Source organism: Photorhabdus sp. RW14-46 (assembly GCF_963887965.1).
Classification (GTDB): domain Bacteria; phylum Pseudomonadota; class Gammaproteobacteria; order Enterobacterales; family Enterobacteriaceae; genus Photorhabdus; species Photorhabdus laumondii.
The window spans coordinates 24,043-42,680 of sequence record NZ_CAWPHH010000013.1 but is presented as its reverse complement, the minus strand read 5'-3'; the positions used below and the strand labels follow the sequence as shown (position 1 = coordinate 42,680).

17 protein-coding genes and 1 pseudogene are annotated in these 18,638 nt (G+C 38.9%); 8 read left to right on the top strand and 10 right to left on the bottom strand.

Features of this window, described 5'->3' with window-relative positions; translation table 11 throughout:
• The first annotated feature begins 202 nt into the window (after positions 1-202).
• Together AACQ38_RS12565 and AACQ38_RS12560 are read left to right on the top strand one after the other, a co-directional pair.
• On the top strand, positions 203-451 hold the full coding sequence (locus tag AACQ38_RS12565) for a type II toxin-antitoxin system CcdA family antitoxin (protein ID WP_011146408.1): 249 nt from the start codon (positions 203-205) through the stop codon (positions 449-451).
• Entirely contained in the window at positions 448-771 is a 324-nt protein-coding gene (locus AACQ38_RS12560) for a CcdB family protein (RefSeq protein WP_173362508.1), read from the top strand. The genes AACQ38_RS12565 and AACQ38_RS12560 overlap by 4 nt, the downstream gene beginning before the upstream one ends.
• Before the next feature lie 115 nt (positions 772-886).
• On the opposite strand, the gene AACQ38_RS12555 is transcribed toward AACQ38_RS12560, so the two are convergent.
• The 6 genes from AACQ38_RS12555 to AACQ38_RS12530 form a co-directional block, all read right to left on the bottom strand.
• Positions 887-1,879: a fimbrial protein gene (locus tag AACQ38_RS12555; RefSeq protein ID WP_109791522.1), complete on the bottom strand. Its 993-nt coding sequence runs from the start codon at positions 1,877-1,879 to the stop codon at positions 887-889.
• A 19-nt stretch (positions 1,880-1,898) separates the two neighbouring features.
• Complete coding sequence (locus tag AACQ38_RS12550) at positions 1,899-4,520, bottom strand: fimbria/pilus outer membrane usher protein (RefSeq protein WP_339367047.1); 2,622 nt, start codon at positions 4,518-4,520, stop codon at positions 1,899-1,901.
• Complete coding sequence (locus AACQ38_RS12545; RefSeq protein WP_165578273.1) at positions 4,477-5,151, bottom strand: fimbria/pilus periplasmic chaperone; 675 nt, start codon at positions 5,149-5,151, stop codon at positions 4,477-4,479. The genes AACQ38_RS12550 and AACQ38_RS12545 overlap by 44 nt, the downstream gene beginning before the upstream one ends.
• A gap of 123 nt (positions 5,152-5,274) precedes the next feature.
• Positions 5,275-5,805, bottom strand: a complete 531-nt coding sequence (locus AACQ38_RS12540; RefSeq protein ID WP_011146413.1) for a fimbrial protein — start codon at positions 5,803-5,805, stop codon at positions 5,275-5,277.
• On the bottom strand, positions 5,802-5,960 hold the full coding sequence (locus tag AACQ38_RS12535; RefSeq protein ID WP_162129012.1) for a hypothetical protein: 159 nt from the start codon (positions 5,958-5,960) through the stop codon (positions 5,802-5,804). Before AACQ38_RS12535 ends, AACQ38_RS12540 begins: the two co-directional genes overlap by 4 nt.
• Positions 5,961-6,409: 449 nt before the next feature.
• Positions 6,410-6,577, bottom strand: coding sequence for a hypothetical protein (locus AACQ38_RS12530; protein ID WP_158538231.1), 168 nt, complete (start codon positions 6,575-6,577; stop codon positions 6,410-6,412).
• A 30-nt stretch (positions 6,578-6,607) separates the two neighbouring features.
• On the opposite strand from AACQ38_RS12530, the gene AACQ38_RS12525 reads away from it, so the two are divergent.
• Positions 6,608-7,450, top strand: a complete 843-nt coding sequence (locus AACQ38_RS12525; protein ID WP_112872284.1) for an alpha/beta fold hydrolase — start codon at positions 6,608-6,610, stop codon at positions 7,448-7,450.
• 505 nt (positions 7,451-7,955) lie between these two features.
• Here the strand turns inward: AACQ38_RS12525 and AACQ38_RS12520 are convergent.
• Positions 7,956-9,347: an amino acid permease gene (locus AACQ38_RS12520; RefSeq protein WP_109791524.1), complete on the bottom strand. Its 1,392-nt coding sequence runs from the start codon at positions 9,345-9,347 to the stop codon at positions 7,956-7,958.
• 1,066 nt (positions 9,348-10,413) lie between these two features.
• Between AACQ38_RS12520 and stlC the strand changes: the two genes are divergently transcribed.
• From stlC to stlE, 3 genes are all read left to right on the top strand, one after another.
• Positions 10,414-11,361, top strand: coding sequence for a stilbene biosynthesis aromatase StlC (stlC, locus tag AACQ38_RS12515; RefSeq protein ID WP_165578272.1), 948 nt, complete (start codon positions 10,414-10,416; stop codon positions 11,359-11,361).
• Positions 11,362-12,510, top strand: coding sequence for a beta-ketosynthase StlD (stlD, locus tag AACQ38_RS12510; RefSeq protein WP_011146418.1), 1,149 nt, complete (start codon positions 11,362-11,364; stop codon positions 12,508-12,510).
• A 79-nt stretch (positions 12,511-12,589) separates the two neighbouring features.
• On the top strand, positions 12,590-12,832 hold the full coding sequence (gene stlE, locus AACQ38_RS12505) for a stilbene biosynthesis acyl carrier protein StlE (protein ID WP_011146419.1): 243 nt from the start codon (positions 12,590-12,592) through the stop codon (positions 12,830-12,832).
• A gap of 199 nt (positions 12,833-13,031) precedes the next feature.
• Here stlE and ydgH read toward each other — a convergent pair whose 3' ends face one another.
• Complete coding sequence (ydgH, locus tag AACQ38_RS12500; protein ID WP_011146420.1) at positions 13,032-13,985, bottom strand: DUF1471 family protein YdgH; 954 nt, start codon at positions 13,983-13,985, stop codon at positions 13,032-13,034.
• A gap of 766 nt (positions 13,986-14,751) precedes the next feature.
• Entirely contained in the window at positions 14,752-15,129 is a 378-nt protein-coding gene (locus AACQ38_RS12495) for a hypothetical protein (protein ID WP_052739376.1), read from the bottom strand.
• 350 nt (positions 15,130-15,479) lie between these two features.
• On the opposite strand from AACQ38_RS12495, the gene AACQ38_RS12490 reads away from it, so the two are divergent.
• Positions 15,480-16,556 carry a hypothetical protein gene (locus AACQ38_RS12490; RefSeq protein ID WP_165578271.1) on the top strand — a complete coding sequence of 359 codons (1,077 nt, stop codon included), beginning with the start codon at positions 15,480-15,482 and terminating at the stop codon, positions 16,554-16,556.
• Between the two features lie 122 nt (positions 16,557-16,678).
• Here the strand turns inward: AACQ38_RS12490 and AACQ38_RS24095 are convergent.
• Positions 16,679-16,856: pseudogene (locus AACQ38_RS24095) on the bottom strand (DMSO/selenate family reductase complex B subunit); the annotation flags it as partial.
• A gap of 251 nt (positions 16,857-17,107) precedes the next feature.
• Here AACQ38_RS24095 and pntA point away from each other — a divergent pair.
• On the top strand, positions 17,108-18,637 hold the full coding sequence (pntA, locus tag AACQ38_RS12485) for a Re/Si-specific NAD(P)(+) transhydrogenase subunit alpha (protein ID WP_011146421.1): 1,530 nt from the start codon (positions 17,108-17,110) through the stop codon (positions 18,635-18,637).
• Position 18,638 lies beyond the last annotated feature (1 nt).

Below are 18,638 nucleotides of genomic sequence, written 5' to 3'. Positions count from 1 at the left end.
AAGATTTAAATGAATGAAGGGATAGGAAAGAGCATTAAAGGTATGATGGAAGAAAAACCTTTCTAAGAAAATCCGTAATCCGTAAGATTAGCTCTTAGATTAATTCACTCAAAAATAAAACCCTACACTAAAATCCCCTTGTTTCTTTTAGGTTCATTGGATTACAATTATGCGCATAACTTTAAGCATAGGAGGTCATACTATGAGATCTACAATTGTTACGCGGCCTGGAGCCAAGAAGGGCACTAACGTATACCTCACAACAGATCTGGTAGACGCGGCCCGTAGCCTGAATATGAACTTATCGGCTACGCTGGATGAACTTTTGGCGCAGGCTGTAGAAGCTAAAAAATGTGAGCAAAAGGAAGATGCGCAGAGTATACAGGTAATTAATAAGTTCTTAGAACGTGCAGGGATAATTACTGATGATGAGTTTTTTGGGAGCCTTTGATGTCGCAATTTGATGTTTATCGTAATCCTTCAGCAAAATCTAATAAATTTTGGCCTTATTATCTGGTTATTCAGCATGATTATTTTGAAAATTTATCAACAAGATTAATTGTTCCACTGACTTCAACAGGAGAAATGGAACTAACTCGTAAACGTATTACGCCGGTAGTTGATATCAATGGTGATAAATATTATGTATTTACTCCGGCTATTACATTCCTTGACGCCAATAAAATAAAGAAAAAAGATTTTATATGTAATGTTGTCATTTCCCGAGGAGAAATTCTCTCAGCAATTGATGCTATTATCACTAATGCATAACGTGTTAATTATCGTAATCTGCTGAATTTTCTTAAAAATTTTTCAGATAAAAATAATAACATAACAGCGCATCAGTCAAGAAATAACCTTTCTATAACTGATGCAGATAAATTTATTACTGATAAGTTAAAGTCATTGTTGCAGTTACATTTGCCTGCCCAGGGGTAATATTGCGATCGGTCTGAAAATAGCGGGCGTGTAAAGGGATAGATAACTTCCCACCTGAATAGCTATTACCAATATTTATTTGTGAATGGATAATGACAGGTTGGTTGTTGTAAAGAATTTGCATACCCACACCGGAAGCAGTTGTGCGATTATCATTTTGATCAAGCGCCCAGACATGATATAAGTTATTTTTTGCTTTCTTTCCGTCAAGCATTAATTGAATCTGGACATCATCATCACAATCTAAAATAACCTCAAAATCCTTCCCTCCTGCGATACTATTAATGCCAGAAAAATCGCTTTTTTTGATATCGCCCATAGGGACAGTAACGTTGTTATTTTTCAGTGAGCAGCTTTTAGTAATAATTCGGGTATTTCCCAAACGGTAAGTATGCACGATATGATTATTTACCCGTGCCTGAATTAATTGTTCGTTTCTGACAAAACCAGAACCTGTTGTTGGTGCTATTTTTATTAGCTGAATTGTCAGATAACCCCATGTTTTACCACAATACCAACGACCAGAATTGTCACAGCTTACAGGGTTATTAGCAATACGGGGTAACCAGTCGATACCATAGCCGGGGCCCCAAGTATTTATTCTGATACCAACACCGGGGACGCCGGACTCGTAAATAGCATCCTTGTTGTATTCTGCACTTTTGTAGGATGTGTATCCCCATGATGTATTAATGTTTGTATCGCAATAGAAGATATTATTTTTATTATCTAATTCATCTGCACGATATTCGTAAATGGTTGTGCCAATAGCTTGATCTCTTGGCACATATAAGGTTCCAAAGGAGAGATGAGTGATTTCTGGTTTAAATCCTTTTTCAAACTGGCAGTTAGCGGCAAAACTATAAGAACTGACTATCAAACCAATTAATAAGTTGGTGATAATGAGAAAATATTTAAATTTATTGTAAATATTAAACATAGCGTTTTCCTGTGGGTGGTTATTTACAGTGAGCTGCTATTATATAAATACCAGATAAAGGAGTTTTTTCCGGTAAGTTGTAATTAACGACACATTCCTGAATATCTTTATAGCCCCATTTAACGAATAATCGTCCACTATCAGGTAAACCAGTAAGGTAAACTTGCCCTTCATGACTGACAATAGCGCTATTTACTTCATCAATGTCATGGTGTTTTTCTAATGTGACAACTGCACCAAAAGGAATAGGATTTTCTTGATAATAGAGATTGATGAGAACTCTGTGACCTATCCGGGTTTTAAAATCGGCCAGGACTAATGCCCCACGAGTAGGAATAACGGTTTGGGCATTAACGTCAATATCGACATTATCTGCTAATGAATGCGTATCCAGTGCAATCCGATTTTTCCGGTAACTGTTGACATAAGGAATAACTGCATAACCATTCCAATCGGTAGCAATACCAACATTATTTTGGATCTTTATTCCTTGAGCGCCATCAGCCCGGACTAATGCCAATGTATCTCCCAAATGTTGTGAAAGCGTCATGCCGTATGGGTGAGCAACAATGCCTCCTTGAAGGCCATAATTCAATTGGTGAGAATGACGATCATAACTATAACCAGTACTAAGTTGACCATAAGCGCCTTTATATTCCGCATGAATATGACCGCCAGCGCCAGTACCGTGATTGGTGTAACTCTGCTGTAAACTATAAATTAAATTATTGTCTTGCAGCGCTGTGCCACTTAAACCTACTTGGTGGGAAATATCTTTGTTTTTATTGGTATTAAAATTGTAACTGGTCCAGCTATTCTTTAGCCAGCGATCTAATGGAATCTGTATGCTGAATGAAAAAAGCTGCTCATTTTTATTCGTATCTGGAAGTTGGCTATAGGTATAATTCAGGCTGTAATTAATATTATTATAATTGGTGCTATAACCTGCGTTGATATTACGTTCATAGCCAGGTTGTTGCCAATAATTTTGTTGAAAGGCGGACAGATATAAACTGCCAAAATTTCCCAGAGATTGATTAATATGCAGTTGTAATTTGCTTCTTTTATTGGTGCGGTAACGCCAGTCGCTTTTATTGGAATTCTCTATATCATTGGCTTCTTTAAAATCATAAAAACCGTGAGTCGAATAACGATAGCCTGCCAGAGTAAAATTAGTTCCTGTTAATGAGAGGTCTTTTGCATATTGAAAACGATAGGATTGCCCTTTGGTACTTATATTAGATGGTAAATCGGTGTTAGCGTGAGTGATGTCAAAAGAGAGAGAACCCAATATACCAAAATTATAACCTGATCCTAAAGCAACGGATTGATAATCTTTTGAAAAAATCGTACCACCGTAGGCAGTGATATTATTAGAAAAGCCATAGACTAATGCGCCTTGGGTAAAATTAGGCTCTCGCCCACGATTATTTGATGATTGATATTGGCCTAGTGTTATCGAATATTGCAAGCCTCCTTCCCGTAACATAATCGGTATAGTCGAAAAAGACTGAGTAGATCGATATTCCTGACCATCTGCTTCCTTGATAATAACGTCCAAATTTCCACTTGTTGTGGTTGGGAAAAGGTCATTAATGACAAATGGACCCGGTGAAACATAAGTTTGATAAATGATATAGCCATTTTGCTTGATTGTAACTTGAGCATTACTTTGAGCAATTCCTCGGACACTAGGGGCGAAACCTTGTAAGCTGTCTGGTAACATATTGTCATCAGAAACTAACTGTAAGCCACGGAATTGAACACCCTCAAAAATATAGGAGGGGGTAAAGCTGTCACCTAGCGTTAATTGTCCTTTTAGTACGTGAATATCTCGTTGTAAATAGGTGTTAATACTTTTCCAACTCTTATCACGACTGGTATAGGTAGAATAATTGCGTAAGCGCCATGCTTGCCAATTAGCACCTGTTCGAAGATTCAGATAATGGGTTTGCGTAGAACCAGATGGATTATCTTGCCAGGTATTTGAACCACTATAATTATAGTTAATCAGTAATGAAGTTAATCCTTGCTGCCATAATTCAGGCGAAACATAACCTCTTGCCTGACTGCTTAATATTGCTTGTGGAATACTGATATCCAGTCTTTGCTGACTAAAATTGAAGGTGGTGCTTGCTGATGGAATATATTGACTTAGATCAGACAACTCTGTTTCTGGTGGTAAACTGATCAGCTCTGGAAAGCTATCAATTTTTACTCCCATATCTTGTAATTGCTGAATTGTCAGCTTGGGCAGCAATTTATTATTTATCGTGACAAAGGTTACGTTCCTGGTATCTATTTTATCTCTATTAAGGTAAATATCTACCCAGTAAATACCGGGCGGATAGTCATCTTGCGTGAAAATAGAGAGATCAATGTCTTCAGGTGAGCCAAAATCAGTGCCTATTTCCAGAGCATGAATGTTGAAATAATCTTCAGAATAAGTTTTAGCCGGGTAAAAAAGTACGCCAACAGCTATAAATGGCAATAATAAGAGCCATGAATGTTCAATATTGTATGGTTGCTTATTAATCTTATGCTGTGAGCACTTTCCCATAATTAATTTTCTGGCGTAGAGTAATGTAGTGGTTTTATTAAATGGTTGTTTTTTCCTCGGCAGTAGCACCACCAAAATCATTAATTGCTTTCCAATTTACCTGTTTTATGTTCTTTGCCGGCAGAGGCCAGCTTAGTTGGCTAAAGGGTTTAATCATGCCCGCAGGTTTTATTTCATGTTGATCTACTTTAAGGTAAGAGAATGAAATGAAGTAAGGGGTGGGGTTCTCTGCGATCAATGAATTATTTTCCGTACGGAATTTGATCTCTTTGTATGCGGTACTTGACTTTTCTGCCAAATTTGCAGGGCGGTAAAACAATTTAAACTTTGACTTAACTGTTATTTGTAATTGATTCTGATTTGATTTCACCGAGGTAGGAATAGACTTTACATTTAACCAAAAAAGTGATTCCCGATCTTGAGGTAGGTTACTTTCTGTTTTTACAATACGCAGGATATTTTCATGGTCTGCTGCGAGTTTAAAGATCGGAGGAGTAACGATAAAAGGAGTCTTCATATTATCATTTTCATCTTGGATCCAAGATTGAATTAGGTAAGGTGCATCTTTCTCCGGGTTGCTTATAGAAATAGACGCTTCTTTTTTGTCACTCATGTAAATAACACGGGTTCCACCAATGACGACACCAGCGATAGCGAAATTTATACTGACAATATATAGAAAAATTACTGTGAATAGGCGTTGATACTGCACGGTAGCATCTCCGTTTTATCGTGTTTTTATGCGTTATTTTGTGGGATTTATGGGCATCCATGCCCTGTACTTCTCTATTAGAGACAAAACGTGAATAAAGTTTCGTTCTAAATTTAGCCTGTCTTAGTTATAAACAATCGTAAAATTGGCGACTGCATCACCTGAGCCCGGGCTAATTGCTTGAGCTGTAGCAACATATTTTGCAATGAACTTCAATTCTGCTGTTTTTTGATCAGTAAAAGCTTGGGATTTGGAGGCTTTTGCCAAAGGAATCAGCGTTGAGTTATCTTCTTCATAGATACCAATAGCAACGCCATCGGCGACTTCCTGGCCTTTATCATTGGATAAGGCCAGGAGATTGTTATTTCTATTATCTATCTGCCCATCAAATTTAACTTGTGCATGAGTATATTCTGGTGGGCAATCACTCATCTTAATGCTAAAGGGTGTTGCAGCCGCGGTACTATCTACGCCACTAAATGCATTTGAGCTAATTGTTCCCATGTTTACGTTTTGATTTGCAGAGTCGGTATCGATTTTACAGGCATTCGCGATGATATTACCTGTAAAGTTGATTTTTCCGTCTGCTGCATTTGCTACAGAAATAAATACAGAAGATGCAAGTAAGGATGAAATAATCAGTTTAGCTTTCATTTTAAATAGATCCTAACCCTGTCGAGCATGGCGTCAGGGCAATAGAAATACTGATTTAATGGGAACTGTATAAACGTCAATACAGCGTGTAAATATCTATACCCGTTATCTTTCAAGTTGCCTCTTTGTTGGCTGCACTCGCTCACCCCGGTCACATCGTTATCTATGCTCCCGGGGATTCACTCCCTTGCCGTCGCGATGCATCTTGAAATCCGTAGGGAATATAGCTTTTACCCGATAACAACAACGATAACTTAAACTGTGTCTTTTTTGGGGTAAAGCCGGGCGATCATAGCGATTAATTAGGAAAAATCCAAAGAATGACTCGATAATGTATTGCATTTAAGACTTTTATCTGTATTTATTTCTTAAACAGGATTATTTTTTAATATTAACGTGATTTATTGTATGTAATAAATCATTATGCTAATTAATGCGAATATCTTTTGATTAATAATTGGTTATAAAATTAATTGTGATATAAATCACAATTAATTTATCACTCTTAAGAATTTATTTTTTTGTTCTATTATTTTTATGTTATTACCTCTCGCTGTCATTTTCTCTTTGAGAATTTTTATTCTAATGGAGTAAGTCACCTGGATTAAATTACTCTATAGTCTTCTAATGTGATCTTTCTATATTTATTGTTTATAGCGATGCTTATCTTAGTTGACGTTATATACCCGTTATCTTTCAAGTTGCCTCTTTGTTGGCTGCACTCGTTCCCTTGCCGTCGCGATGCATCTTGAAATCCATAGGGTATAAACACTTCACACAATTAACCCTGTAAGGGAGGAAAATGAAACAGTTCGTCTTGATATTAGGCTTTTTGTCCATCGTGTTTGCCGTCGCGCATCCGGCTTCGGCCATGCAAGCAGAGCAGAAAACTGTCACCAATGGCGTGGCATCGATCGAATATTCGGTGCGAGGGAAGGGGCCACTGCTCGTGGTGATTGCTTCAACCGGGCGGGGAACCGCAGAATTCGCGCCACTCGCAGATCGACTGGCGAGGCGCGGCTATCGCGTTGCTCTGCCGGAACCACGCGGAATCTCGGGGTCGACTGGTCCGATGGAAAATGTGACTTTCCACGACTTTGCCGACGATTTTGCGGCAGTAGTTGCGGCGGAAGGAGGTAAGGCAATTGTGGTGGGGCACGCTTATGGCCATTGGATCGCCAAGACGATTGCCTCGGATTATCCCGAAATGACGCGTGGCATCGTACTTTTGGCTGGGGCGGCGAAATCTTGGCCCTCGGAGCTCTCGGATGCGATCATGGTGATAAGTGATCCGAAATCTACCCGTGAGGAGCGGCTGACGAAACTTAAGCTTGCCTTCTTCGCGGCAGGCAATGACCCGACGCCTTGGCTTGAGGGGTGGCATTCTGATGTTATAAAAAGTCAGTCCTCGGCGCGTAAGCTAACCAATCGCAAGGATTGGTGGGCTGGCGGGACGGCACCAATCCTCGATCTACAGGCGGGTTCCGATCCGTTTCGACCTGAATCGTCTCGAATGGAAGCGAAGGATGAGTTCGGCAACCGCGTTACTGTCGCAGTGATTGAAGGTGCCAGCCATGCGCTACCGGCCGAAAAGCCGATCGAGGCGGCAGATGCAATTGCCGATTGGGCCGATAAACTGAAATAATTTAAGGAGAATATCTGATCTTTATCAGGGCATTCGTACTGAATTTGTTACGGTGCGAATGCTCCAGGCAGAGACGATTCCAATAGGACAAAATAGATATTTGTTTTACATCTTTGCCGATGATGATCAGGAATACATCTATCAACATAGTCGCTTTGAAAATCATCTTGATTTGCTCCTTCAACACGGGGTGAATAATTTTAGAATTCGACAAAAATTGATTAAACTGTCATTCCGCAGCTATATCTGTAATATACTGATTTTAAATTGTTTGTATAAAATTCACTCACTTGTTAATTCTTAATTAAAACAGCAAATTACGAATGCGGTGCGGAATGTCGGATTAAATAATCATACCCATCGAGTTGCATTAACAAAATTAGTTACAACATACTTTTAGAGATAACACTAACAAAAATATGACAGAACAACGAAAAACCAAACAAACTGCTATATGAAAATCCAGAAAGCCATTACAGGGGAATAATGGCTGGATCTGACGGGATTACTTGATTAGCAACCCAGTGGCAGGGATTGCTGTTATCAGCAATGCGGTAATAGTGAGCTTTTCAGCCAGATGTAAGCTATTTTTCTGCGGGTTTTGGCGGCGTGCATACAAAAAAACAATAAGACCTGGTGCATAGAGAACAACAGACAATAGCAAATTCATCAAACCGGATGCATAAAGCAGCCATATGCCATAAATGCATGCTCCAACAGCAATGAGTAATAACCCCTTATTGCTACGATCAAAAGCGACTTTTAAAAGAAATGCCCCGACAAGGAAATAGGGCACTAAAATCATTTCGGATGCAATTGTCAGCAATGAATTGTAGTTGCTTCCACTCAACCAGATCAAAACCAGAGAGAGTTGTACAGCGCCATTAGTGAACCACAATGAAGATGATGGCGCATTATTGCGGTTTTGCCGGTTAAATACTTTTGGAAAAGAGCCGTGTTGGGCAGCGATAAATGGCACTTCTGCGGCCATGATTGTCCAACTCAGATAAGCCCCACAGACGGAGACAATCAATCCGGCAGCAATAATGATTTCACCGGCGGAGCCAACAAGCCCCACCATCAGGTTGGCCATTGATGGATTGCGCATTGCTGCTAACTCAGGTCGTGGTACTAATCCAAGGGAGAGTAGGGTGACCAAGATGTATATTGTTAACGCCGCAACGACAGCCAGCATGGTTGCAATACCCACATCTGTCCGTTTTTTCGCTCTGGCTGACACCACAACAGCACCTTCAATACCAATAAAAACCCAAAGGGTAATCAACATGGTATCTTTTACTTGTTGCCAGACAGGAACCCCTAAATCGATGCCTTTAAAGTCGAAATGAAAGATGTCCATTTTGAAAGCAATGGCGGCAAGTATGATGAAAGCACCTAAAGGCAGCAATTTTGCCATTGTCGCCAATTTGTTGATTCCGGCTGCGGTTTGAACGCCGCGGAGTACTAACCAATGTACGAACCAGAGCAGAATAGATTCTCCCAATAGGGACTGCCAAGTGTTGCCGTCACCAAAGATGACAATGCCCCCTTTATCAGTAAAGAAGCTCAGGGCGGCAAAAACGATAACCAGATAAGAAACATTGGCAACGACTGCGCATAACCAATATCCCCAGGCAGAACAGAAGCCTATTAGTTCACCAAAGCCCTCTTTGGCATAAGTGAAAATCCCTCCATCAAGATCCGGACGAAGACGAGAGAGCAGTAACAGTGCGGTCGCCAGGAACAGGATACCGACACTTGTTATTCCCCAGCCGATCATTAACGCTGCCGGGCTGGCGATTTCAGCCATATTCTGCGGTAAGCTGAAAACACCCGCACCGACCATAGAGCTGAGTACCAGAGCAGTAAGCGCTGTGAGACCTAGTTTCTTTTCCAAAAATATGTTCCTAATATGACATAAACTGCATTATTAACCAGTTCATTATCCTGATCATAAAGATGAACTGGGTATCGGGGTTTTATCGCTTCCAAGCTGTACAGAACGGAGAAACAGACTGATTGAACCTAGAAATAGGGGGGGATTCTACGAAGGGTATGAGCTGGATGCAATGGTTTTCTATGCAAATAACTATAAAATTTATGCATTGTTTGATGGTGAGTTTGGGTGTGGTGAGATGCAATTTATTTTTATAAGCTGATATGCGTTATTTTTATAATGCTGTTTATTGTACTAAGGTAAATAGGTAATAAGCATGAATTACTATGGTGTTATTACTAATTAAGTAATTTTTATTTTAATTTTTTCGATCGATCTCAAAATTTAATAAAATAGTTGTGAAAAATAAAGTTTTACCTCTAATTTTCATTTTTTTATGTAATATTACTGCTAAGTAATAATCATCTCTTGTTTTCATGTCAGATTATTAAATTAATCTATTGGATATGTAATTTCATAATGTTATGGATATCTTATCAAATTAAAACATATGGAATGTTTTTTTAATTTATTGATTTGATTTAAATATTTTTTTGATTTTAATTGATTTTGTGAATTTTATATTCAAGTTAATATATTTTTCATTGATTTTTCTATCAGTAACTAATTAAATTTCCACAATGTGATATAAAACTAATCTTATATAAAAATAAAAAAATCATGTTGACAACGACTGTTTTGATTTATATTGTTTGTGAAAATATTACTCTGCGATTTATTAACTTATTTTTCTTGTATACCTTATGGATTTAAAGATGCATCGCGACGGCAAGGGAGTAAATCCCCGGGAGCATAGATAACGATGTGACTGGGGTGAGCGAGTGTAGCCAACAAAGAGGCAACTTGAAAGATAACGGGTATATATGTTTTTAATTTTCAGGAATGATTATATGTACGTATACCAAAAAATATTCTCAGATGGTTAGGGGATAGCTGTCATTCAAATTTTTATCTTTTAGGTGCCGATGAATGGCTCAGTATTAAATATTCATAAAGGTTAGAACATATGAAACGTGTTCTTGTAGTGTCGTATTCCCAAAGCGGCCAATTGATCGAGGTGGTAAAAAGCTTAATTTCACCCCTGCAAGAGTCTGACGAGATATACATCCGTGAAGTTATTCTGAAACCGATTCCTGAATTTGAATTTCCCTGGAAGTTTTCTAAATTTGTTGATGTTTTCCCAGAAACAGTGCAGTTACATCCGCCTGAGCTAGCGCCTTTGAATCTGGAAGACGAAGAACCTTTTGATTTGGTCATATTAGGCTACCAAGTTTGGTATTTATCACCGGCTCCTCCGATAGTGGCATTTCTTAAGAGTGAAGAAGGAAAGCGTTTACTTAATGGCCGACCAGTGGTGACAGTTATTGCTTGCCGAAACATGTGGTTGATAGCTCAAGAAACTGTCAAAAGATTGTTGCATGAAAGTGGAGCGTATTTGCGTGATAACGTGGTCTTTGTTGATAAAGCAAACTTTTTTGCGACAGTATTCACAACCCCGATATGGCTAATGACAGGAAAAAGACAGCCATTCCCTAACTTACCGCGGGCGGGTGTATCGGAGGAAGACGTTAAAGATGCTACACGTTTTGGTGATGCATTGTTGGCAGCGCTCAAAACGGATAAAGAGAAAGTTGATGCTCCAATGTTGAAAGGTATGGGAGCGGCGGTTGTCGACCAAGCTTTTATTTTCGGTGAACGTGCGGCACATCGAGGATTTAGATTTTGGTCTGGGTTGATTTGCCGTGTGGGCAAACGAGGGATATGGGTAAGACGCTCTTTATTAGCGTTGTTTGTAACCTATTTGATATTGATGGTACTGGTTGTTTTTCCTATTTCAGTGGTTGTGCGCCGTTTGCTTTCCCCATTACTAAAAGAACGTCTTAATGAATTACAGAAATACTATGAACAACCTTCTGGTTCTGCCCGCTATGATGATAAGGAGATAAATAATTAAATGAGTAACAACGTTTATATCACTAAAGTTTCCGCGTTTATGCCGGGAAACCCGATAGATAATAATACAATGGAATCTGTCCTTGGTTTTGTTGGTGGTCGTCCATCAAGATCTCGTCATATAGTCCTTCGCAATAATGGGATCAAATATCGCCATTATGCACTGGATCCAGAGACCGGTGAGGCAACTTATACATCTGCTCAACTAGCGGCTGAGGCAGTAAAAGGTTTGGTTGATGAACACTTCTCTTTAGACGATATGCAAAGTCTGGCAGCAAGCAGTGGTACTTCTGATCAAATTATACCGGGTCATGGTGTCATGGTTCATGGAGAGCTCAAAAATAAACCCTGTGAAGTTATCTCAACTTCCGGTGCTTGTGCTGCGGGTATGACAGCGATGAAATATGCTTATTTGTCCGTTCTTTCAGGAGCGACAAGTAATGCGGTTTCAACAACGTCGGAAGTACCTTCCACTGTATTGCATGCCCGCAATTTCCAGAGTGAAAACGAAGCTCGGGTTGCAGAACTGGAACGACGCCCTGAAATCGCTTTTGAAAAAGATTTTCTGCGTTGGATGCTTTCTGATGGTGCCGGCGCTGCTTTACTTGAAAATAAACCTCGACCTGATGGTGTTTCATTACGAATTGATTGGATAGATATTTACTCTTTTGCTAATGAGCAAGAGACATGTATGTATTCAGGTGGAGAAAAGTTAGCAGATGGCAGTTTGAAAGGTTGGGCTCAAATGAGTCAGGCTGATTGGCTTGCATATTCTGTTTTCTGCATCAAACAAGATGTCAGATATTTAAATGAGAGGGTCGTTAAATTCACACTTACCGAACCATTGAGACGGATAGTTGCTGATCGTAACTTATCTTCAGAATCTATTGATTGGTTCTTGCCTCATTACTCATCTGAATATTTCCGCATGAAATTTTCCGAGGGTCTTGACGATATTAATTTTAGTATTGAACAAGAGCGTTGGTTTACTAACTTAACAGTGAAAGGAAATACCGGATCGGCTTCTATTTATATCATGTTGGATGAGCTTATGAAGTCGGGTAAATTGAAGAAAGATCAGCGTCTGTTATGTTTTATCCCTGAAAGTGCCAGATTCACAGGAGCATTCATGCATCTGACGGTTGTGTAAATATTTAATCTTAGTGTTAATGAAGAATGGGGAAACAACCTGTTTCCCCTTGTAATTGGTACATCTAGGAAAATACAGCGTGGAAAATTTAGAGAATCGCGTCAAAAGTGTTGTTGCAGAACAACTTGGAATACCTGAAACCCAGATTCTTAATACACAAACATTCGAGGAATTAGGTGCCGACTCGTTAGATAATGTTGAACTGATTATGGCTCTAGAAGAGCATTTCGGGATAACTATTGATGATGAAGAAGCGGAAAAAATAGTGACGATACAGAACGCCATTGATTGTATCGGTTCAAAGTTGGAATCCGCTAACTAATTTGAAGAACTTTATTACTTTATATAACCCAATGGATTTCAAGATGCATCGCGACGGCAAGGGAGCGAATCCCCGGGAGCATAGATAACTATGTGATCGGGGTGAGTGAGTGCAGCCAACAAAGAGGCAACTTGAAAGATGACGGGTATAAGTAAAAAAAGCACATATGATGGTCATGTGTGCCTTTTTTTGTTTTTGATTATTTGAACAGATCTGCACTGATAGTGGAGGTTCCACCACTGGATTGCCATTCACGGGTAATATGATAGTACTTAGCACCTTTAGCCGCGGCACGTTTAGCCACTTCATAAGAAACATCAGGCATGCTGTTGTAGTAACCTGAAAAGGTGATGGAATCAAAAGGAACCATCTGAGCAGCGCTGACTTTATTTAATTCTTGGATTTTTGTGCCATCAGGAAGAGTTACAGTGTAGCGTTTGCCTTTAGAATACTGGGTTTCAAAGAAGCGGCCAACAGAATTACTGGTTGAAGTTGAAGAGGCTAAACCAGGAATTTCTACTTTCTTAGCTGATTCGCCACCAGCAGCCAATGCAATACGTCCAGAATCGGAATCTGCCGGGATAACGGCTTCATCAGCCTGAATTTGGCGTTTTGGTGCATCATCTTTATAAACATAAGCTGTCACCGTCTGATTACCGCCATCATTGATTGCAACCTGACGAACAATAAAGAAAGCCGCCGCGCCTTTTTTCTTAGCTTCTTTGGCAATGGCTTCATTCAAATCGGGTTCATTGTCGTAAAAGCCGTTAATAGTGACCGTATCGAATGGTTCCAACGTTACAGCTTCTGCTTTGGGTAATTCTTTGATGCCGCGGAACAGACGATATTTAGGTGAATTATCAATTTTCTCTGCATCTTTGTGATACAGATCAGCTGTAACGCGCAGATTGCCGCTATTATTTAGATCGTCAAGGCTTTGGATATAAAACCCATCTGCACCCATTTTGTCTGCACGACGGGAAACCGCATCGGCAGCTTCATAAATAGCATTAAAAGGGCCTGTAACTGTAATACGTTTAAATGGTTTCAGCTCTGCTGCTTTCTCCGGGGATAACTCCTGAGCTGCTTGAACAGTGGTAATACCCGTTAATGAGAGTACCGCTGCTGCAATGATCGTTGTTTTCAGCTTCATAAAAAATCCTTCCACCTTGCGCATTAAATAGTTGTAACTTGCTGAACATGGTTGTGCATCACATAGCCGATAATTATTACATGTAATAATAGCTAATGTCCCACGAATTTATGCTATCAGTATGAATGAATGCAAGTTTAAGGGTAGAGCGCCATAAGTTTTTATCAACATAGGGAGTGGTCCAGTTAAAGTGCGATTTGCATCGGTACTAAAAGCCATTTGAACCAGTAACTTTCGCAGATTCTTATTGTGCCCCGCTTACCGGTCTCTAAAAGGATGTTTCTCCCCCGGTGTTATACTACCTCGACACTAATCTAGTTGGGGTGGCAAAATCTTAGCTGTGAGGACAGTATGTTAACGATTCTGCTTGGTGATGAGTTTTGGGCAGAAGTTAAAGGATAACTCCGGGAATACTTAACATGGGACAAGTTAGTGAGTAAAAACATGCCATTTTTTCATCCGTAAGATCAATACACTTGATCTTAAAATGGACATGCCTGAGCTCACAACAGTAGCGGGTATCCTCAGAAGTAGCGTATTCCATCATGAAATTGCTCAATTGGTAAGGTTTGCGAAAATCTTCAGCCCTTAGGAAAAGGTCTGAATCTGGGGCAATATCGAACTCAGACCTTGTTAACTATCAGGTAAACTGTCCAATACTTGGAGTTTGCTTCATTTAGGTAGCTTACTCAACCAATATATGGATATTAAGTTAATTACATATAGCTTTATTTCGTAGGATAAAAATTTAATGGTCATAATATAATCAAAGGAATCTAAAAACAGTTTTACCTTTTTCCTCTTTGAAATACAAAGTTTTATCTCCTCCCCCTTTACTCCTTCCTGGCACATTTATTGCATTTTGGTAGTTGAATTCTTCACCTTCATAATATTTAATTTGATCCTGATTTGCAGGGCGATGGTAATCTTGGAAAAGCCAAATAGTATTATCATAACTACTGATTGTTATGCGAATAGCCTTATGCCCTTCGTCTTGATTGCCAATCCATGGGATTCGTACAGAAACTTTAAGTTCTGAATTTCTTTTCAGTGTATGAAGTTTATCATTTTCTTCACCTTGTACAATATGAATACTGTCTTCAGTTTCATTAATAATATTATTGATAACAGATAATTTAGCCATTTAAAATAACCTCCAGAAATTAATGTTAACTAGTTGAAAATAATTAGTATTCATATATGCAGATTTATGAGCATATATTCAGTATATATTGTAGTTATTAAAGCTAGTTTCGTTAATATTGTTTAATGGAAGTACGTTGATAAGAAATAAAATCATTATTACAGTCATCTGTGTGTTACTTTACAGGATAATTTTTAAAAATAATTAAACAAACGATATAATATGGTGGTTTTGTTGCTTGTAATGTGGTTGTTATTTTTGATTGTTGACTCATTGAAATATATTTATTAGTTTCCTAGGTTGTAATATATGTCTTATGGTTAACATGAAAATATAAAATAGGATTCTCTATGGATAACATGTCTGAATTTATTAATGCTTGTCGTAAGTTAAAGCAAAATATAATAGTTTTAGAAAAAAATTATTTAAATGTTCGTTATATTGGTGATGATGGAGATCTTTCAAAACTAATTGATATTACTAGTAATATACAAAGTTTTATCAATAAGCAGGGGCATGAATTGAATACTTTAATATCTGAGCTCCCTGGATTTATCAACGGTATTTCAAAAGATGTAGATTATAGTGTAAATATAATAAAGGGTGAAATAAATAAATCTTCACCCAATATCAGTAATATTCGTGACGCCATAAAAAACTTAATGGATCATCTAACGTTAAAAGATAAATATTTAACTGAATGTCTGAGTGATAAGTACAGAATCCGCAGTAAAGCAAGGATAGTAAGAGATGATACTAAAGAATATGCAAGAGATTTACCACGTATTTATAATTTACTTAAGGACAGTTCAAATAGAGAGCACAGAGATAAAATAAACGAAATTGCAGGGTTAATGATTGAAAAAAATAGTGCCGCTTTTGGATTGTTTAGTAAAATCATAAACGATCAGAGAAAAATACCTTTCTCTATCGAAGACGTTATACAGAATATGGAACTTAATCAAAAAAAACTTTCTGAAGAGGAAATTGACGCATTAGAACAAGGTACTATTATTGGTATCATAGGGATTATCGTAGGTATAGTGATAGCTATTGGAACGGCGGTAGTATATCCTGAAATTAAAGCGTATTATGTTGCTTCAGAAAAAATTGCGCAGAAAGAGAAAGAATTAGTGAGCTATAATTCCTCTTTGGTTACTGCCTACAGGATGGATAATTCAACAAAAGATCTATCTGATGCGTGTGAGGGGATTAATTATCACTATTATACTGTTATCAAAAAATTGCAGAATGATAATAACGACCTTTTAGTTTTGGTTAATAAAATGCAGATAGACTTTGGTGGGAGTAATTGGTCTAAATATATAAATGAATATAAATCAAAATTAGATGGTTTTAAAGGAAAATATACAAACTTTTTAGATACTCTATATCAGGTTGCTAATAGTCAGCAAAAGAAAAAGTAGAGTGGATTTTAATTAAAATCTCGACTCTGTGTACGATTTTGTATAATCGTTATTCCATTAAAGGTGGCCGTTTAGGCGGTCACCAAAACTCAATCAGAATGATAAGTTTTCTCCGCATCATAAATAGAATCATCACAATGGTTACAGGAGATAGTCAGCGTGTAGGCATAAACATTATTTTCATAGCCACCAGTACCCATTGGAACGAATCCACTCCCCTTTAACCTCATAAACCCGATGAAAACATCGCTCCACTTCAGATTATTTTTATCTTTACAGGCGGACCTGACACGCTTTACATCGCTAACCAGCGAGCCGAATTTTATCCTCTATCTTCAAATGCAGGAAAATAATGTGACAATGTGGGAATATCAGGATATTTTAGTCATTTTTTACCCATTAGCGATCGGTCGCCGATAATATTTTCAGTTGGTTATCAAAATATTTGTTGATAGATTTCACTGATGGCAGTAATAAAGTTAATTTAGTCGCTAAATTGACTGTAGCAAGCAATAATCATCATTAATCTTAGGCTTTAGGAAGGGAACATTATGCGTATTGGTGTACCGAAGGAGCGACTTGCCAATGAAGCACGTGTTGCAGCCACACCGAACACCGTGGAACACCTGCTGAAATTGGGATTTAATGTCGTTGTTGAGAGTGGAGCAGGGCATTTAGCCAGCTTTGAGGATAGTGCTTACCAACAAGTAGGTGCTGAAATTACTGATCGTCATAATATCTGGCGTTCAGATATTATTTTAAAGGTTAATGCTCCTGAGGATGATGAAATAGCATTAATGAGAGAAGGGAGTACGTTGGTTAGTTTTGTTTGGCCAGCGCAAAACCCTGAGTTATTGCAGAAGTTATCAGACCGCAAAGTCACGGTGTTGGCGATGGATTCAGTGCCGCGTATTTCCAGAGCACAGTCGCTGGATGCATTGAGTTCTATGGCAAATATTGCTGGTTATCGTGCAATAGTTGAAGCCGCTCACGAATTTGGTCGTTTCTTTACGGGTCAGATTACTGCGGCAGGAAAAGTTCCGCCAGCCAAGGTGATGATTATTGGTGCCGGTGTTGCGGGTTTAGCTGCTGTGGGTGCAGCGGGCAGCTTGGGTGCGGTTGTTCGTGCATTTGATACTCGTCCTGAAGTTAAAGAACAAGTTCAGAGCATGGGGGCAGAGTTTCTTGAGCTGAATTTTGAAGAAGAGGCCGGTAGTGGTGACGGATATGCAAAAGTCATGTCCGAAGCCTTCATTAAAGCGGAGATGGCGCTTTTTGCTGAACAGGCAAAAGAAGTTGACATCATTGTGACAACGGCACTTATTCCGGGAAAACCAGCTCCACGCCTTATCACCAAAGAGATGGTTGAATCCATGAAGCCGGGTAGCGTGATTGTTGATCTGGCCGCTCAGACCGGAGGAAACTGTGAATTAACGCAAGCAGATAAATTGGTGATTACTGCAAATGGTGTGAAAATTATTGGTTACACAGATTTGCCAAGTCGCTTGCCAACACAATCTTCACAACTCTACGGCACTAATTTGGTTAATTTGCTGAAATTACTGTGTAAAGAGAAAAATGGCGAAATCAATATTGATTTTGACGATGTTGTTATTCGTGGCGTGACAGTTGTCAAAGAGGGCGAAATGACCTGGCCGGCACCACCCATTCAAGTTTCGGCCCAGCCGCAGGCAAAACCGGCATCAATTAAAGCAGAAAAGCCAGCGGCGAAACCCGTTTCACCTTGGTTGAAATATGGTTTATTGGCATTGGCGGTTATCTTGTTCGGTTGGTTAGCCAATGTTGCGCCAAAAGAGTTCTTATCTCACTTTACTGTTTTCGCGCTGGCTTGTGTGGTGGGTTATTACGTGGTCTGGAATGTCAGCCATGCGTTGCATACACCGTTAATGTCGGTCACTAATGCCATTTCGGGGATTATTGTCGTTGGGGCGTTATTACAAATTGGTGATGGTGGATGGGTAAGTTTCTTCTCATTTATTGCCGTTCTTATTGCCAGCATTAATATCTTCGGTGGCTTCACTGTCACTCAACGTATGCTGAAAATGTTTCGTAAGGACTAAG